Genomic DNA, 18,030 nt, shown 5'->3' on the forward strand with positions numbered 1-18,030 from the left:
CCCATAAGGTCGCCAGCGGATTTAGAAAAGCGGGAACCAATTTGATCAGAGGAGGTCTTTTTGTGAAAGAAACGTTGTTCAAATTATACCAGCCGGAAAGTGGTACATTGAATGTCCCTTATCAACCGGATGAACAGACCAGAATAATCGAGAACCCCCCACGGTTCACCTGGATGCCAGCGAAGCTCGAAGATGACTTTTATGTGCTGCAGATTTCCCCCGACACTGGTTTTACGCAGGAGAATACCTGGACCTACCAATCGATACCACACAACCTATTTACACCGGACCGTCCTTTGCCGTCCGGCACCTATTTTTGGCGTTATGCTCTGTTGGATAAGGAGCAAAACCAAGTCAGTGATTGGAGCAAAGTCCGCCGCTTTACGATATCGGAAGATCTTCCAGAGACACCTCTGCCGGCCCGTGAAATCCGATATAAAGAGGTGAGCACCGCCAGGCCCCGGCTCTGGTTGACGGAAGAAACATTGTCCGATTTCCGCTCTTGCTTGTCTGCCGATCCCGATTATTGTCATTGGAAAAATTTTTACCAACATTCCGTAGAACCGTTTCTAACTATGCCACTGATCCCGGAACCGGAACCTTACCCAAATCATCAGCGTACCGCAAAGCTTTGGCGGAAAATGTATATGGACTGTCAGCAAGTTCTGCATGCAATCCGCCATTTAAGTGTAGCAGGTGTGATTTTAAAAGATGAACAGATCCTGGCAAAAGCAAAAGAATGGCTGCTTCATACAGCGAATTGGAATCCGAATGGACCGACGTCCAGGGACTACAACGATGAAGCCGCTTTTCGTATTGTCGGTGCACTTAGCTGGGGCTATGACTGGCTGCTCCCATATCTGTCTGAGGATGAGACTGACTTTGTAAAGAAGCAGTTGTTCATCAGAACTGAGCAAGTTGCCTTTCATGTCATCGAACGATCGAAAATCCATCAGGTCCCATATGACAGTCATGCCGTCCGTGCTTTGTCATCAGTTCTCGTTCCGGCCGGGATTGCATTGTTCGACGACGTTCCCGAGGCAAGAGAGTGGCTTGATTACACCCTTGAGTACTATAGCGGCCTTTATACCCCTTGGGGCGGGGCAGATGGCGGCTGGGCTGAAGGTCCCCATTACTGGATGACCGGTATGGCTTACGTAATCGAAGCAATGAACCTGTTGAAAAACTTCAACGGTTATAATCTGTATCAACGACCCTTTTTTCAAAATACCGGCGACTTCCCTTTATATGTCTATCCACCCGATACAAACCGTGCCAGTTTCGGGGATCACGCCAATCTAGGCGACCTCCCAGGTTTAAAGGTGGGCTTCAATATCCGTCAATTTGCTGGAGTGACCGGGAATCCTTATTACCAATGGTATTACGAGCAGACAAGAAAGTATGACGCCGACCCATATGAAAAGTTTTACAACAAGGGCTGGTGGGATTTTCATTTTGACGAAATGATGTATCTACACGATTATCCGGAAGTTAAGGCCAAAGCCCCTTCCGATATCTCTCCCGTAAAATGGTTTAAAGATGTCGGCTGGGCTGCGGTGCACAGCCGGATGGATGATCCTGATGAACATATTATGTATCTAACGAAAAGCAGTCCTTATGGTTCGATCAGTCACAGCCATGGCGATCAAAACGCCTTTATCCTGCATGCCTTTGGTGATCCTTTGGCGATTCACAGCGGGTATTATGTCGCATTTAACAGCACGATGCATTCTAATTGGCGCAGGCAGACGATTTCCAAAAACGCCATTTTGATCGATGGGAAGGGCCAGTATGCAGGCAAAGATAAGTTCTTGGCCAAAGATGCCTGCGGACAAATCGAAACGGTCGAACAGAAGAAAAATTATGCTTATATACGCGGGGATGCAACTGCTGCTTATCAACACGATGTCCCTTACTTATTGCATTATATGCGGGAAACATATTTTGTCGATGACAGCTATTTCGTAATTGTGGACACCGTCAACCTGGAACAGGATGCGGAAATCGACTGGCTTCTTCATAGCCTTCAAGAAATGGAGCTTTCCCATCAGTCTTTTGTGGTAAAAGGAGAAAAAGCAGCGTTGGAGGGAAGATTTGTCCATTGCTCAAGCGGAGAATTAACGCTCAACCAGTACAATGACTTTCCCGGCGTCAATCTAGATGAATTGGAAGGAAGTCCGATCCACTGGCGGCTGCAGGCAAGAACCCGTCCGGCATCCCAGCACCGGATTGTCACGCTGCTTCATCCGATGAAGAAAATGGAACCGGCTTATGTCTCTTACTTCATTGATGATCAGGGCTTTAGTCAACAATACTATTTTACAAAAGACGGCAAGACGTTCCGGCTGGAACTGCCGAAAGATTTCTAATTACCAACTGGATATAACCGGCGAGTGTCTTTTCACCCAGGGAGATTCTCGCTGGTTTTTACAATGAGAAAATATAACGAAAGGCGGAGAAGTATGAAAAAAAGCATCGCTTTATTCAGCCTTATCTGTTTGTCACTATGGTTCTGTTTATCTGCCCGTCACGGAAGTCTCCAAGCTGAGGAATCGATTTTTCACTATCCTGTCATCGATGTCACCGCTAGTGTACACGACGGAAATGTTCCGGAAAATACCCTTGATGACAATCTATCAACGAGATGGTCCGCTCAAGGAATCGGCCAATGGATCCAATACGATTTGGGAAGCAGACAGCAGTTGGGCTATCTTGGGCTTGGCTTCTATAACGGCGATATTCGTTCCACCACCGTAGATATTGAACTGTCTATCGACGGGGAAGAATGGAACAAGGTTGTTGAACAGCAGGAAAGCAGCGGCACATCCATCAATCTGGAAGCCTTTGACTTTGCTGATCAGGAAGCGAGGTTTGTAAGGATTATCGGTTACGGGAATTCACGTAACGATTGGAACAGCATTACCGCTGCCCATATCTACCCACCCAATCCTGACGGCCCCATCGTGGAAGAATTAGAGGCTATTGATCCAGGTCCTGTGCCTGACGCCGATCCATTCACAAAGGCGGGGCTCTATTATCCCGACAAAACACCTTATACACCACCCTCTCCACATCCGGTGACCGGGAAGACCATCCATGTCACTGATTTCGGGGCTGATTTACGGGATAACAGCAATGATGATACCCTCGCCATCAATGCTGCTATACAAGCTGCTGAGCCCGGGGATGAGGTGTACTTTCCTAATGGAACTTACAACTTGAAGGGCACCATGGAAAATGATTTCACCTCCCACATTTACTTAAAGGATGAAGTAAACCTTCGAGGTGAAACAAAAACAGGTGTTTTATTGATATCTGACTTCGATATGAGAGAAGTTCCCAACAGTAAAGTCATGACTGCTTATGGAAAAAAGGATTTGACGATATCCAATCTGACCATCACTTCTACTTTTGATGGCAATTATTCTGAAAATCCAAGTGAAAATAATCCCGATCGCGGCGGACCTGCTTACGGAATTTTTATTGCCGATTCTGCCGGACAGCCCTCCCATCACATTACAGTAAGCAACATCACCATCGAAAAATTTCAGCGCATGGGAGTGAGGATTGAAAAAAGCAACCGGAACACCGTCGAACATGCGACTTTTAAAAATGCGACGGATGTCGGCGGGGGTGGTGCTGGCTATGGAGTCGGAATCCAGGGAATACAAGGCATCGACAGGCTCGGACACGCCAATGACACGTATTTTAATGTAGTTAAAAACAGCCATTTCGAAGGTCCCTACCTTCGGCACGGAACGTTGATCCAAAACTATGCCCACAACAACCTGGTTGAGCACAATACCTATCAGGGCGTCATCCATGATGCAGTCGACTTGCATGGCCAGCGGGAATATTTAAATGAGATACGCCATAACCACTTAGACGATATCCCGCGTGGGGGTATCGGTGTCGGCAATACCGGCGGGACACCGCCGAATTCCCATTCAGCCTCGGGTTCAGGAAATTATATCCACCATAATACGTTAAAAGATACGCGAGATGGCATTATTGTCATGATGGGGTCACCGGGAACAGTGATAGAGAACAACAAAATCATGCACACATCGACGCCGCCCAACGCGAAAGGTATCTATTTATTGAATGCGCCCGGTACCCTCGTTAAGAACAATAAAATAGTGAACAACAATGCCGAGGGGTTCTGGGGTATCTTTATTGCAGAAGATGATGGGGATACTCGTAACGGCGGCAAGGGGGCTGGAATACCGAAAAATATATTAGTAGAAAAAAATAAACTAATCGGAAATACCAACGGAATTCGTGTAGAAGCAGGAAAAGAGATTACAATTAAAGATAATATCATTCGGCGGACTGCTGGTGAGGATTATATCAATTTGATAGGAGATGAATCAATCAGCCAGGCTCTTGTGCCTTCTGATGACGCATTGATAGACTTTGAGAAGCCTGATGTGAATTACGGAGTCATGGATCAGGATTTGATCGATACGGGAGATCCTGACCGCAATTTTTATAAGTACTTCAATATCAAACAAAATTCAGCCGGCAGCAAAGGAAGAATGGCACTCTATCAGTTTGACTTGCATGACCTCGAAGAAATAGAGTCGGCTGAACTTCAATTGACAGGGAAGACCGGCAGCAATACTTCTTCCGTCACACTTGCAGTCTATGGAATTTTAAATAACGAATGGCAGGAAGACACCATAACCTGGCGAAGTGCTCCCAATGTTGGATCGGAAAAAGTAGAAATAACCGGAATTGGAGATTCAGCGTTTTACCTGGGTGCCATTACCGTCGACCAATCTGAACCGACCCTGCATGAATTAGATGTAACCGCATTTGTAGAGGAGTACGGTACAGAAGCGATCAGTTTTCTTGTCGCTGATATACAAGGACAGAACGGAAACGTCAACATCTATTCAAAAGAAGAAACCAACGAAACCCGCAGTCCAGCTCTGTACATCACCACCAAACCATAGAACATCCTAAAAAAGCAGTCTCCGGTCAGTTAAAAACCGGAGACTATTTTTATGGAGGCTTTTATGGGGTCAGTCCCCCACCACTCTACCAAGACGCAGCGCTACCATATTGGGGGACTGACCCCACTATTCTGACCCCACTATTAAATCAGGTCAGTTTATAGACAAATGTTTCATATGGTTGTATGGTTACTTCGGTAAGGTCGTCTTGATCGATTCGGTGCTGGTTGTTGGTGATCAATAATTGCTGTTGTTTGCCGCCTGTTATATCGGTGAATCTGCGCTTTTGCTTATTGCTGCTGAAATTGCAGACGACCAGCAATGTTTCCTTGTGAAGTGTCCTGGTGTAGGCAAAGATTTCTTCGTCCTCCTCCAGTAAAAGCTGGTAATCTCCATAGACAATCGCCTTCTCTTGCTTCCGAAGTTCAATCAGTTTTTGATAGAAATAGAAAATAGAATCTGGATCCGCCAAAGCCCTCTCCACATTGATTTCTTGATAATTCGGATTAACCTGCAGCCATGGCTCCCCTGTCGTGAATCCGGCATTCTCACTTGCGTCCCACTGGACTGGTGTCCGGGCATTATCACGGCTTCTTGCATAGATTGCTTCGAGCAAGTCGGCCGAATCAACCCCTTCTTCTTTCATTCGTTCTTCATACCAGTTCAACGTTTCGATATCCCGGCATTCTTCTATCGATGGAAACGGTACGTTTGTCATACCGATTTCTTCCCCCTGGTAAATATATGGTGTCCCCTTCATCAAATGCAGGCAAACAGCCAGCATTTTTGCCGATTGCTCACGATACTGCCCATCGTCTCCGAATCGGGATACAGCCCGTGGTTGGTCATGATTATTCCAGTACAGGCTGTTCCATCCCTTTTTCTCCAGTCCTTTTTGCCACTTGGTCATGATTTCCTTCAGATCTGTCAACCTCCAGGGCAAGTTGTCCCATTTTCCGTTCGGTCCATCACCTAAACCGACATGTTCAAAATGGAATACCATTTGTAACTCATTCCGATCTTCAGCAGTAAACTTCTTCGCTTCTTCTACCGTAACACCAGGCATTTCTCCTACTGTCAAAATGTCATACTGTGATAAAACCTTCTGATTCATTTCCTGTATAAATTGGTGGATTCTCGGTCCCTGTGCGAAGAATCTGCCTCCATCGGCAAAACGCTGCCCAGGTTCCGCTTCCCCATCCGGAAATCGTTGATCTTTAGATAGAAAGTTGATTACATCCATGCGGAATCCATCGACACCTTTATCGAGCCACCAGCGCATCATCTGATAGATATCTTCCCGTACTTCTGGATTTTCCCAATTCAAGTCCGGTTGCTTTTTACTAAAAAGATGCAGATAATATTCATCGGTTTTTTTATCGTACTCCCAAGCGGAACCGCTGAAAGCTGACACCCAATTGTTCGGCTCCCTGCCATCCCTGCCAGACCTCCAAATATAGTAGTCCCGTTTCGGATTATCTTTGGACGATTTGGACTCGACAAACCAGGCATGTTCATCGGAAGTATGATTGACAACCAGGTCCATAACCAGCTTCAAACCGCGTTTATGCATTTCGTGCAGCAGTTCATCAAAATCATCCATCGATCCGAATTCTTCCATAATTTCATGGTAGTTCCTGATATCATAGCCATTGTCATCGTTCGGGGAATCGTAAACCGGTGACAACCAAACCACGTCAACCCCTAGTTTCTTCAAATAATCAAGCTTTCCGGTGATTCCTTTAATATCACCGATCCCGTCACCATTACTGTCATGGAAGCTTCTTGGATAAATCTGATAAATAACGCTCTCTTTCCACCATTGTTCGCTCATCTCTTCTCCTCCTTGATTTACGTAAACGTTTACTCTTTATCGTGGACAAGAGGCTTGCTGATTCTCGCAAGCCATTCTGCTCATACCAATTGCTTCACGGATTGTCGCTCAATGATACGGTGCGGCATGATAATGCTTTTTCCGAGCATCCCCGTTTCCATTCCCTCGAACAGTAATTCTGCCGCCTTTTTCCCCATATCCCGCAATGGCTGTTCTACTGTCGTCAACGGTGGGATGGCCATTTCCGATATTTTCAAGTTGTCATAGCCGATAATCGACAGTTCATCCGGAATTCGGATGTTCATTTGGTAAGCCGTTGAAAGTGCCCCTACTGCCATTTCGTCACTCGCAGCAAACACGGCCGTTATATCCCTGCCCGCATCGTAAAGTTGAGTAAACAACGCTCTACCATCCTCGTAGGAGAAACCATCTGCAGTAAAAACAAAGGACCCTTCCCCATTCAATCCATGGTCAAGCAAAGCTTGCTTGTAGCCATCTATCCGTGGCTGTCCCGCTACACTATCATCCGGACTGCCACTTAACATGGCAATACGGCGGTGGCCCTTTTGGATGAGATATGCAGTAGCGGCATAAGCAGCATCCTTGTCGTCCACCTTTACATATGGAAGCGAATGCTTTTGTGACTTTGTCGATACCAAAACGGTAGGAACATTCATTGCAGTAATCGCATTGTAATATTCTTCCGTCAACAGAGAACTACCAAAGATGACTCCCTCGACCCGCTTTTCGGACAATAACTGAAGATAATCCAGCGTTTTTTTCCCACTGGACGAAGTATTGCAAAAGATTACGCTATGCCCAAGCCGATGCGCCACCTCTTCTACCCCGTAGAGCAATTCTGATGTCAACATACCGGACACATCGGGAAACAACACACCGATTGTTTGGGTCTTGTTATTGATCAATCCCCGTGCAACAGCGTTTGGCCGATAACCCAGTTCCTCTACTGCCCCCTTCACCAGTTTCTCCGTTTTGGCGGAATAACCAACGGAAGTATGATTTAAGATCCGTGACACAGTAGCAATCGATACATTGGCACGTTTGGCTACATCTTTGATGGTTGGTTTCATGGCATTCTCCCTTAGCTAATAAAGTAAACGTTTTCTTTTTCTTGTATTTGTAAAGTTTACTTAATCGTTATCAGGGTGTCAACGGGATTAGTAAGAATTCTCAAAAAAGAAAGCGAATTTGTAAACGTTTTCCTGAAAAGATGCACCAAATCAGGGTTCAATAATTTTGTCATTCGATACTTACATGGTATGGTAGAAAGAAACGTCTCCTTGTAACTTTTCATCGTGTAAAGACGTTTTTAATCATTCATCTATCACATACTAAAGCATAACCATAAACGATAAAGTGAGGTCAAGAACGTTATGAACGAGGAAAATCCAAAATCCATACTTGTAATATTTGGAGCAACTGGAGATTTGGCGAACCGTAAGTTGTTCCCTTCCATTTACCGGCTTTATAAAAACGGCAAACTGTCAGAGGATTTTGCTGTCGTTGGAGTCGCACGCCGACCGCATACTAATGAGTCATTCCGGGAAAATGTGGAACAGTCTGTAAAAGCATCAAGGCCGGATAACGAAGAAATCAACGATGGGTTCTTTTCTCATTTTTACTATCAGCCGTTCGATGTGACCGATTTGGCTTCCTATCAGGAGTTAAAAAACCTCCTTGAGCGCCTGGACGAAAAGCACCATACCGAAGAAAACAGGATATTCTATCTGGCCATGGCACCTAACTTCTTTGGAACCATTGCAGAAAATTTAAAAAATGAAGGACTGACAGATACAAAAGGATGGTCACGTCTCGTCATTGAGAAGCCTTTCGGACACGATTATCCTTCGGCAAAACAATTGAATGAACAAATCCGTCAAGCTTTTGACGAAGAGCAGATATACCGGATCGACCATTATCTTGGGAAAGAAATGGTGCAAAACATTGAAGTAATCCGCTTTGCCAATGCCATTTTTGAACCGCTGTGGAACAACCAGTACATCGACAATATTCAGATCACTTCCAGTGAAACGCTTGGAGTAGGTGAACGCGGCCGTTACTATGATAAATCCGGGGCGTTGCGGGATATGGTGCAAAATCACATGTTGCAAATGCTTGCCCTTTTGGCTATGGAACCGCCGATCAAACTGAACCCCGATGAAATACGGAGTGAAAAAATTAAAGTACTACGAGCGTTAAGGACCATGACACCCGATACTGTCGACGATTATTTTGTGCGCGGCCAGTATGGTGCAGGGCTGAACAATGGAGAACAAGTAGAAGGCTATCGTGATGAAACTGCGATTGACTCAGAATCAAATACCGAAACCTTTGTTGCCGGAAAACTGTTAATCGACAACTTCCGCTGGGCCGGGGTTCCATTCTACATACGTACTGGAAAAAGAATGGCTGCCAAGGCAACAGAAATTGTGGTACAGTTCAAAGAACTGCCAATGAACTTGTACTTTAATAAAGGAAAAGATATACAGCCGAACCTGCTTGTTATCCATATTCATCCGGATGAAGGGGTCACCCTCCACTTAAACGCCGAGAAGCGAGGTGTCGGTACTACTTCCACACCAGTCAAACTGAACTACTACAGTCATAACGGGGACAAAATCAACACACCAGAAGCTTACGAAGTCCTGTTATATGATTGCATGCTTGGGGATTCTACCAATTTCACCCATTGGGACGAGGTTGCATTGTCATGGAAGTTCGTCGACGTTATTTCACAGGCCTGGACTGCTAAGAAAGCAAATTTCCCTAACTACGAGTCGGGGTCGATGGGACCGAAAGCGGCGAATGAATTACTGGAAAACGATGGTTTCCATTGGTGGTCCATATAATCATTGAATAGCAAGAGAACCAAAAACCGGCTTCCATGAACTGGTTTTTGGTTCTTTTTTTGCTATAATAAGAAGCCCTGCCGATTAACCGGTCAGGGCTTCTTATTGCTTATATTCCATTGACTCGATGATGCAGTACTTTTCTGCGGTTTTATCGCCTCGTTTTGACCTTCATGGAACAACAGCAACGCCGAACCACCCCCGTTGCCGGGCGCAGCTCATACGTCGCAAATCAAGGCGACTTCACTTTTCTTCCTACTTCATCCATTCTGTATGGAAAATGCCTTCTTTGTCCAAGCGTTGGTAGGTGTGTGCCCCGAAGTAATCGCGTTGGGCCTGCAGCAGGTTGGCAGGCAGTTTTTCGGTACGATAACTGTCGTAATAAGCCAGTGCACTGGAGAAGGCCGGTACCGGGATTCCACGCTTAATAGCAATTGCCAATACTTCGCGTAAGGATGACTGATAATTTTCAACAATATCCTTGAAATATGGATCAAGCAGCAGATTGGTCAAACCTGGCTCGCGATCATACGCCTCTTTGATTTTTTGCAAGAATTGAGCACGGATGATGCAGCCGCCGCGGAAAATCATGGCAATATCGCCATAGCGAAGGTTCCAGTCATATTCCTCTGAAGCGGAACGCATTTGAGCAAATCCTTGGGCATACGAGCAAATTTTACTCATGTAAAGGGCTTTACGGACTGCCTCAATCAATTCCTTCTTGTCTCCGTCGAAGGACTCCTTGGCCATTTCCGGTCCGCTAAGGACTTTGCTTGCCTTGACCCGTTCTTCTTTCATCGCGGAGATAAAGCGGGAGAATACACTTTCCGTAATTATTGGAAGCGGTACGCCAAGGTCTAGCGCACTTTGGCTTGTCCATTTTCCGGTTCCCTTCTGACCTGCAGTATCAAGAATCATATCCACAAGCGGTTTACCGGTTTCCTCGTCCATTTTGGTAAAGATGTCTGCGGTGATTTCGATTAGGTAGCTGTCCAGCTCTCCTTTGTTCCAATCCGCAAACACTTCATGTAATTCTTCCGCACTTAGTCCTAATACATGCTTTAAAATAAAGTAAGCCTCAGAGATTAACTGCATGTCACCATATTCAATACCGTTATGGACCATTTTCACATAATGGCCGGCTCCGTCCGGGCCGATATATGTCGTACAAGGTTCACCATCCACTTTGGCTGCAATTGCCTCCAGAATTGGCTGCACTTTATCAAATGCTTCTTTTTGTCCGCCCGGCATGATGGACGGGCCTTTCAAGGCACCTTCTTCGCCTCCGGAAACGCCGGTACCGATGAAATGAAGGCCGGATTCAGCCAATTCTTTGTTTCTGCGAATCGTATCCTTAAAGAACGTATTTCCACCGTCAATTAATATATCCCCATCATCTAAGTGCGGCTTTAATGACTCGATGGTTGCGTCGGTGGCAGCACCAGCTTTGACCATCAATAATATTTTTCTTGGCTTTTCCAATGAAGCGACAAACTCTTCAATCGTTTCAGAACCAACAAAGTTCTTTCCTTTCGCTTCATTGTTTAAAAAGTCCTCTGTTTTCTCATAAGAACGATTGAAAACAGAAACGGAATAACCTCTGCTCTCTATATTCAATGCAAGGTTTTTACCCATTACCGCTAAACCAATGACACCTATTTGTTGCTTTGCCATACGAATTCGATCCTTTCTTCCTGCATTTTTTTACTTTGTTTCCCTAGTGTGGCTGTCCTGAACGCTGTCTATGTAGAAAGCCCGACATGATACCTTGATATCTCTACTATACGGAATTCAAAAATTGCTTGCAAACAATCCCTTTTCCCTTCAGCTTTTGACACCTTGCTAAGTGAAACACTACTTTATAAGTATACCATGCTTCCAACGTCGGAGTGAATTGGGAAGAATCGTGTCGATAAAGCTCCGGGAGTTGCACTTACCTTTCCGGGGACAGTCCCTCCTTCCTATACAACCTGAAAAAGTACCTTTCTGACGCTTGGTAAATTTGTTTCTTTTTCCCCAGTTTGTTTCAAGTTAAACCGGGAATCTCCTATGTAAGCGTTGTCATTATTCTTATTAGGAGGGGACTGAATGTGAAAAAACAGAACCGAACAAAAAAATGGGTGATTGCTTCGGCATTAGCGGCTCTTGCTTATGGTACATCTATGACTCCTACATACAATGTAAGTGCTGAAGCGAACAAAGAGCCTGAAGTGAAAAACGTCATTTTTATGATTGGAGACGGGATGGGGCCAGCTTACCAGACTGCATACCGCTACTTCAAGGACGACCCGGATACACAGCAAATGGAGGATACCTTTTTTGATCCTTATTTGACCGGTATGCAGACTACCTATTCTGCCGATGCTTATTTTGACGGCGGTGAAGAAGACGAAAAAGAAAACATTCCGGACTCTGCCGCCACCGCGACAGCAATGTCTTCTGGCGTGAAAACATACAATGGAGCGATTGCGGTCGACTTGGAAAAACACGACACCAAAACTGTCCTCGAAGCCGCCAAGCAACACGGTAAAGCTACCGGTCTGGTTGCTACTTCCCAAATCAACCATGCCACCCCAGCAGCATTCGGCACCCATGATGAATCGCGTAACAATTATGATCAAATTGCGGATGATTATTTCGACAATTTCGTAAACGGGGAACATGCAGTGGATGTACTCCTGGGTGGCGGAACGGACTTCTTCATTCGTGATGATCGTGATTTGACCAAAGAATTTAAAAAAGATGGCTACAGCTATATCGATACCAGAAAAAAACTGCTTCAAAATAATGATGAACAGGTACTCGGATTATTCGCCCCTGTCGGACTCGACAAAGCGATTGATCGCACAGAGGATCAGCCGTCCCTGGCGGAAATGACGATGTCCGCTCTGAATCGCCTTAAAAATGATGAAGACGGGTTTTTCCTGATGGTAGAAGGAAGCCAGATTGACTGGGCCGGGCATGACAATGACATAGTTGCAGCCATGAGTGAAATGGAAGATTTTGAACAAGCCTTCGCCAAAGCGATCGATTTTGCCGAACAAGACGGAGAAACATTGGTGGTGGCAACTGCTGACCACTCCACTGGCGGTCTGTCCGTTGGACGTGATGGGAAGTACCAGTGGCATCCTGAAGTTTTACAAGCAGCAGAGAAAACTCCTGACTATATGGCAGAACAAATTGCCGGTGGGGCGGAAATCGAAACAACCTTGGCCGAAAACATTCAGTTTGATTTAACTGATGATGAAGTCGAAGCTGTCCGGGCAGCTTACGAAGAAGCGAAGGGTCAAGAAGAGGAAGACCTCATCCTGGCTGTCGATGCCGCAATCGAAAATATATTCGATATGCGCTCTGGAACCGGTTGGACGACCGAGGGACATACCGGGGTGGACGTCCCGGTATATGCGTTCGGACCGGGAGCTGAATACTTTTCCGGTCACATAGATAATACCGATAACGCAGATAATATTTTCCGTTTAATGGGAATAGAAGATAAAGAGACAGGTGACCAGCTTGCAGATACGGCCTCCAACCATCCGACTGGTATCTTAATTGGTTCTATGCTTAGCATTTTAGGAGCTATGCTGTTTATCAGAAAGAAGACACCTGAAGAACGAAACAGCTGAGGTCAACCGGGATATGAGGGAGTGGTTCCTTATGAGGTATAGGCTCGGGATCATACTGTTTGTCATCGGTATGTTGATGGCTGGCTGGCACGGATATATGTGGTGGGAAGAAGCAACAGCTGTGACAGTTGATCGTACGGAAGCCAGATCCGTCTCCCTGCACTGGGAGGATACAACCATCCAAGAAACGGTAACGCGTAAAACAATTTCTGAAGACCGAATCAGGGTAAGCTCAGCGCAACTCTTCAGGAAAGGAGAAAAAATCGGGCAGCTGACTATCCCTAAGCTGGACAGAATATATCCAGTTTTTTGGGGAACTGACAAGGGGACGCTCCAACAAGGGATCGGCATGTATGACTCCCCTTCCATGGTACAGCCCGACCAGCTTGGCCATACGGGTTTGGCCGGTCATCGGGATACCATGTTTGTCGGATTGGATGATTTGCAATCAGGCGATAGGATATACCTTGATTTTCAAGAAACAACGTATGAATACCAAATACGTAAAACCTGGATTACCGACGCAAATGACCGCTCTGTTCTCACGGAAAAACAAGCACCGACTTTGACGCTGACGACCTGCTATCCATTTGACTATATCGGACCTGCGCCAGATCGATATGTCATCCAGGCGGAATTGATAGGAAAACATGCTGTAGACGAATCAACAACATAACAAAACGTTAACCGGTTCCAACCTGGCCAGCTCTGGCATCGCCACGAAAAATTTTCCCAAAATGAAACGAGGCCGGGACAAAAGCATGGCATGGATTGCTTTTTTTCTATTCAAAAAACCGAACAAATAGTTTGGTTTTTATATTGGTCACGATGCTTTTGCCCCAGTCTCATTTATTTTCGTTAAAGTAAGTTCGCATGAATGGTCGCTTTTTATCAAAGCTGACTGATTGCGACTTCCTCCCATTTAAATGCTCGAACAGGTTTCAACAGACATTTTCTTTCCGCTGACAAAACCAAAGGTGCCCACTGGAAAGATGAATAAAATCTTAAGCTCCGCAGAGGCAAACCGCCTCGGTGAGGCACCATAGAGCGGAGCTCGCCAGCCGCCCACAGAAGCGAAGAGTATTTCCCATAGCGTAATTCGGAAATTTACCTCAATTAGGAATGGTTTTTAACAGAGTTTCGTTCAATCAATTCTGTGGACAAGTTATAATGGTCCTCCACTTTATCGCCAGCTAATACTTGAAAAATCAAGTGAACTGCCAATGCCCCAGCCTCATACTTCGGCTGCCGGATGGTAGTTAGCGGCGGCGAAACATACTCAGAAAGCTGAATATCATCAAAACCGATTACCGAAATATCATCAGGAACCCGGATTCCCTTTTCAGCAAAAGCCTGCAGACCACCTATCGCCATTTCATCATTGGCAAAAAAGACAGCTTCCGGCAGATTCTGCTGGGCTATCAGCATTTTTGTGGAAAAGTAACCACTATCTCTGGTGAAATCACCGGAAATTTTCAATCGCGAGGAAAAAGGTACTCGCTGCTTTTCCAACGCCTCCCGATAGCCGGAAAATCTCCGTTCATTATCGTGCGAGTTATTCGGTCCGCTAATATAGGCAATTTCTTTTATCCCCTTATCCAGGAGATAATTCGTCGCCATACGGGCCCCCTCCGTATTATCCACTTCTACTTGAATGACATGGTCGTGTTGAAGGTTGCGGTCGAGCACCACAATCGGAAAGTCAGGGCGTGCGGATTCCAAAATCACTTCATCGGTAATATTGTGCGCCAGAACCACCACACCATCCGCCCGTTTTTCTTTTAAAAATTTGACTGCCGTTGACTGCTGACCGCCAATGGAACTGCAGGCAATCAAATCGTACCCATTTGCTGCAGTGACTTCCTGAACCCCTTTAATTAATTCCGAATAATAAGGCCCGGACAGATCACTTAGAATCAGCACAATCGTTTTTGTTTTAGTCCTTTTCAAATCAGAAGCAAACCCGTTTTTCTGATAGTTCAATGAACGGGCAGCTTCCTCAACTTTTTTTCTTGTGGCGGCACTTATTTTCGCACTGTTATTCAATGCATAGGAAGCAGTCGAGATCGCCACACCAGCAAGTTTTGCTACATCTTTAATCGTCGCCATAAGCTATAGCCTCCATACCATTATCTATTTCTAGTTTAACAAATGGAAGCCCTTTATTTATCCCCCACTGTAAAAGAATTGGTATTATTTTATCGGCAGCCAGCGCAATACCCGCTGAATGACTTGATCCCAATACTGCCACTCATGATCGCCTGGACCAAAATCTGTCGTCAACTCAAACGAAGTCTCTTTACAAGCATGTAAAAAACGGCGATTATGTTCATATAAAAAATCTTCTGTTCCGCAGGCTTGATAAAGTGCGGGTTTCTCTGCCGCGCTTCCATCCAAGTACCTGAGCTGATACAACAAATCATCTATCGTTCCCGAAATATCTTTATCGCCAAAAACCAAGGATAAATACCTGGATTTGTCAGAATTCTCACGACGCACATTTTGCAAATGATACACCATATCCGTTACACCGGACAAGCTTGCTGCAGCCGCAAAGCAGTCAGGATGGTTGAGCGCCCATTTCAACGCACCGAACCCCCCCATTGACTGGCCGGCTACAAAATTATTCTCCCTTTTTGCGGATAGCGGAAACATGGAGCGGGCGGTTTTCGGCAGTTCCTCTGTCAAAAACGTCCAATAGCTGCCGCCGTATCTCATATCTGCATAATAGCTGTTATCCACCGCTGGCATCACTACAGCAAGGTTCTTTTCTTCTGCATAGCGCTCCAGTGATGTACACCTCGTCCACGCTGTATGGTTATCGCTGAAACCGTGCAATAAATACAGGGTTGGATGCCCCTCGCCATCTGAACGCCTTTCTTGCGGCAGAATGACCTTCATGGACATATTTTTAGATAACACTTCTGAACCAAATTGGCATTCAAGCAGAGCCATATAATCGCTCCTCTCGCTTACTTTTTACTTAATTCCTGATACATTGAAGCCTTCCACAATATATTTCTGGAAAATCATGAATATCACGACAATCGGTACAACCATAAAGGCAGATCCGGCCATTTGCAACCCATAATTGGTTACATTTTCATCCTGTAACAAGGCCAACCCGACAGATAAGGTATATAGTGATTCATCGTTCGCCACGATTAAAGGCCACAAGAAACTGTTCCAGGAAGCGATAAAGGTAAGGATGACCTGAACAGCCAATATCGGCTTGGCAAGCGGGATGATCAGCTTGAAGAAAATATAAAATTCGCCGGCACCGTCCAGCCGGGCAGCTTCAATCAAGTCATCCGGGACCGTGACCATGAACTGACGAATTAAAAATATATTAAAGGCAGCAATCAAACCTGGCAGAATAATTCCCGCCATGGTATTGGTCAGTCCCATTTCATTAAGAATCAGATAGGTCGGGATCATGGTGACCTGGCCGGGGATCATCATTGTGATTAAGACAATCATGAACCAGCCTTCTTTGAAACGGAAATCGAATTTACCAAATCCATAACCGGCCATCGTGTTTAATAACAATCCAAACATAGAGAAAAGCACAATGATTAAGGTATTGATCAAGTAAACACCAAAGTTTAGATTTTGGAATAACTCGATGTAATGCTGGAAGGTCGGATTTTCCGGAAACAGTGTCGGCGGGATGCTCAATACCTCTCTGTCGTTTTTAAAAGAACTGAGAATCATCCAGATAAACGGCAAAGAAACGAGTAAACCACCCGCGAACAGGATAAAAAGCACAACTGCTCTCTCAAATTTATTTTTTAATTCCATAGCGGCACCTCACTAGGTTTAGTCTGTTTTCCTCAGTTTAAATTGAACGAGTGTTGCTACAATGACAATAGCGAACAGAACAAAGGACGCTGCAGCCCCATAACCGAACTGGCTATACTGGAAGCCTTCCTGATAAATGAACAAAGCCATCGAATTCGTTCCGTTCAACGGTCCACCGTTAGTCATGACAAAAGGTTCTTCAAAAAATTGCAGCCAGCCAATCAATGTTGTTACGGTAACGAAGAAAGTGGCAAAGCTCATCGACGGCAAGGTGATCTTGAAAAACTTATGCCATCTGTTCGCCCCATCGATGTCTGCTGCTTCATAGTAAATTTTCGGTATCGATTGTAAAGCTGCCAAGAATATCAGCATGCTTACCCCGTTACTCTTCCACACTGCCAACAAGATCAAGGACAGCCTGGCAACAACCGGCTCCTCCAACCATGGCACGGAATCGACATTGATCAAGGAAAGTAAGTAATTAAACAAACCATATTCCTGATTGTACAGGAAACTCCACACCACGGCGATTGCTACAATATTGGTGATGGACGGAACGTAATAAACAACCCGGAATGTGGAGGATACCCAGTTGTTAAAGAAATTCAGCAAAACGGCAATCAACAGGGAGCTGGCGACCGCCAACGGCACCCCGATAATCACATAAAAAAAGGTATTGCCCATGGCTTGGAGAAATTTCTCATCCTGGAACAATTGGATAAAGTTATCCAAACCGACAAAGTTTATTTGCGACCAGTTCGCCAGGCCGCTTAAGTTCATGTCCGTAAAACTGATACCAAGCGAGACTAAAATCGGCGCAAAAGAAAACACAAATAATAATAAGACAGCGGGCCCAATAAAAAGAAACGGCGTTATATTGAATTTACTTTTGTTCATCCTGGTCCTCCCTTCAAGCATTCGCATGGAAGCAAGGTGCAAGC

Annotated in this window: 12 protein-coding genes; 5 read left to right on the forward strand and 7 right to left on the reverse strand. The window is 45.3% G+C overall.

Annotated elements, in window-relative coordinates:
- The first annotated feature begins 74 nt into the window (after positions 1 to 74).
- Positions 75 to 2,369: a DUF4962 domain-containing protein gene (locus BLR82_RS09695; protein WP_074599109.1), complete on the forward strand. Its 2,295-nt coding sequence runs from the start codon at positions 75 to 77 to the stop codon at positions 2,367 to 2,369.
- Between the two features lie 93 nt (positions 2,370 to 2,462).
- Entirely contained in the window at positions 2,463 to 4,958 is a 2,496-nt protein-coding gene (locus tag BLR82_RS09700; protein ID WP_074598780.1) for a CBM96 family carbohydrate-binding protein, read from the forward strand.
- Between the two features lie 148 nt (positions 4,959 to 5,106).
- Here the strand turns inward: BLR82_RS09700 and BLR82_RS09705 are convergent, their stop codons facing one another.
- Positions 5,107 to 6,792, reverse strand: coding sequence for a glycoside hydrolase family 13 protein (locus BLR82_RS09705; RefSeq protein WP_074598781.1), 1,686 nt, complete (start codon positions 6,790 to 6,792; stop codon positions 5,107 to 5,109).
- 80 nt (positions 6,793 to 6,872) lie between these two features.
- On the reverse strand, positions 6,873 to 7,883 hold the full coding sequence (locus BLR82_RS09710; protein ID WP_074598782.1) for a LacI family DNA-binding transcriptional regulator: 1,011 nt from the start codon (positions 7,881 to 7,883) through the stop codon (positions 6,873 to 6,875).
- A 303-nt stretch (positions 7,884 to 8,186) separates the two neighbouring features.
- On the opposite strand from BLR82_RS09710, the gene zwf reads away from it, so the two are divergent.
- Entirely contained in the window at positions 8,187 to 9,662 is a 1,476-nt protein-coding gene (zwf, locus tag BLR82_RS09715; protein WP_074598783.1) for a glucose-6-phosphate dehydrogenase, read from the forward strand.
- A gap of 255 nt (positions 9,663 to 9,917) precedes the next feature.
- On the opposite strand, the gene gndA is transcribed toward zwf, so the two are convergent.
- Positions 9,918 to 11,336: an NADP-dependent phosphogluconate dehydrogenase gene (gndA, locus tag BLR82_RS09720; protein WP_074598784.1), complete on the reverse strand. Its 1,419-nt coding sequence runs from the start codon at positions 11,334 to 11,336 to the stop codon at positions 9,918 to 9,920.
- A 416-nt stretch (positions 11,337 to 11,752) separates the two neighbouring features.
- Between gndA and BLR82_RS09725 the strand changes: the two genes are divergently transcribed.
- Positions 11,753 to 13,288: an alkaline phosphatase gene (locus BLR82_RS09725; RefSeq protein ID WP_074598785.1), complete on the forward strand. Its 1,536-nt coding sequence runs from the start codon at positions 11,753 to 11,755 to the stop codon at positions 13,286 to 13,288.
- 31 nt (positions 13,289 to 13,319) lie between these two features.
- On the forward strand, positions 13,320 to 13,964 hold the full coding sequence (locus BLR82_RS09730; RefSeq protein WP_074598786.1) for a class D sortase: 645 nt from the start codon (positions 13,320 to 13,322) through the stop codon (positions 13,962 to 13,964).
- A gap of 440 nt (positions 13,965 to 14,404) precedes the next feature.
- On the opposite strand, the gene BLR82_RS09735 is transcribed toward BLR82_RS09730, so the two are convergent.
- From BLR82_RS09735 to BLR82_RS09750, 4 genes are all read right to left on the reverse strand, one after another.
- Entirely contained in the window at positions 14,405 to 15,397 is a 993-nt protein-coding gene (locus tag BLR82_RS09735) for a LacI family DNA-binding transcriptional regulator (protein WP_074598787.1), read from the reverse strand.
- Positions 15,398 to 15,481: 84 nt separating this feature from the next.
- Positions 15,482 to 16,243, reverse strand: a complete 762-nt coding sequence (locus tag BLR82_RS09740; protein WP_074598788.1) for an alpha/beta hydrolase — start codon at positions 16,241 to 16,243, stop codon at positions 15,482 to 15,484.
- Between the two features lie 24 nt (positions 16,244 to 16,267).
- On the reverse strand, positions 16,268 to 17,089 hold the full coding sequence (locus BLR82_RS09745; protein ID WP_074598789.1) for a carbohydrate ABC transporter permease: 822 nt from the start codon (positions 17,087 to 17,089) through the stop codon (positions 16,268 to 16,270).
- A gap of 18 nt (positions 17,090 to 17,107) precedes the next feature.
- Positions 17,108 to 17,986, reverse strand: a complete 879-nt coding sequence (locus BLR82_RS09750; protein WP_074598790.1) for a carbohydrate ABC transporter permease — start codon at positions 17,984 to 17,986, stop codon at positions 17,108 to 17,110.
- Between the last annotated feature and the right edge of the window lie 44 nt (positions 17,987 to 18,030).

It is taken from the genome of Sediminibacillus halophilus (genome assembly GCF_900103695.1).
Taxonomy (GTDB): Bacteria; Bacillota; Bacilli; order Bacillales; family Amphibacillaceae; genus Sediminibacillus; species Sediminibacillus halophilus.

Coding starts and splice junctions, on each gene's coding strand:
- BLR82_RS09700 (WP_074598780.1), top strand. CDS start 2,463: ATGAAAAAAAGCATCGCTTTATTCAGCCTTATCTGTTTGTCACTATGG.
- BLR82_RS09705 (WP_074598781.1), bottom strand. CDS start 6,792: ATGAGCGAACAATGGTGGAAAGAGAGCGTTATTTATCAGATTTATCCA.
- BLR82_RS09710 (WP_074598782.1), bottom strand. CDS start 7,883: ATGAAACCAACCATCAAAGATGTAGCCAAACGTGCCAATGTATCGATT.
- zwf (WP_074598783.1), top strand. CDS start 8,187: ATGAACGAGGAAAATCCAAAATCCATACTTGTAATATTTGGAGCAACT.
- gndA (WP_074598784.1), bottom strand. CDS start 11,336: ATGGCAAAGCAACAAATAGGTGTCATTGGTTTAGCGGTAATGGGTAAA.
- BLR82_RS09730 (WP_074598786.1), top strand. CDS start 13,320: ATGAGGTATAGGCTCGGGATCATACTGTTTGTCATCGGTATGTTGATG.
- BLR82_RS09735 (WP_074598787.1), bottom strand. CDS start 15,397: ATGGCGACGATTAAAGATGTAGCAAAACTTGCTGGTGTGGCGATCTCG.
- BLR82_RS09740 (WP_074598788.1), bottom strand. CDS start 16,243: ATGGCTCTGCTTGAATGCCAATTTGGTTCAGAAGTGTTATCTAAAAAT.
- BLR82_RS09745 (WP_074598789.1), bottom strand. CDS start 17,089: ATGGAATTAAAAAATAAATTTGAGAGAGCAGTTGTGCTTTTTATCCTG.
- BLR82_RS09750 (WP_074598790.1), bottom strand. CDS start 17,986: ATGAACAAAAGTAAATTCAATATAACGCCGTTTCTTTTTATTGGGCCC.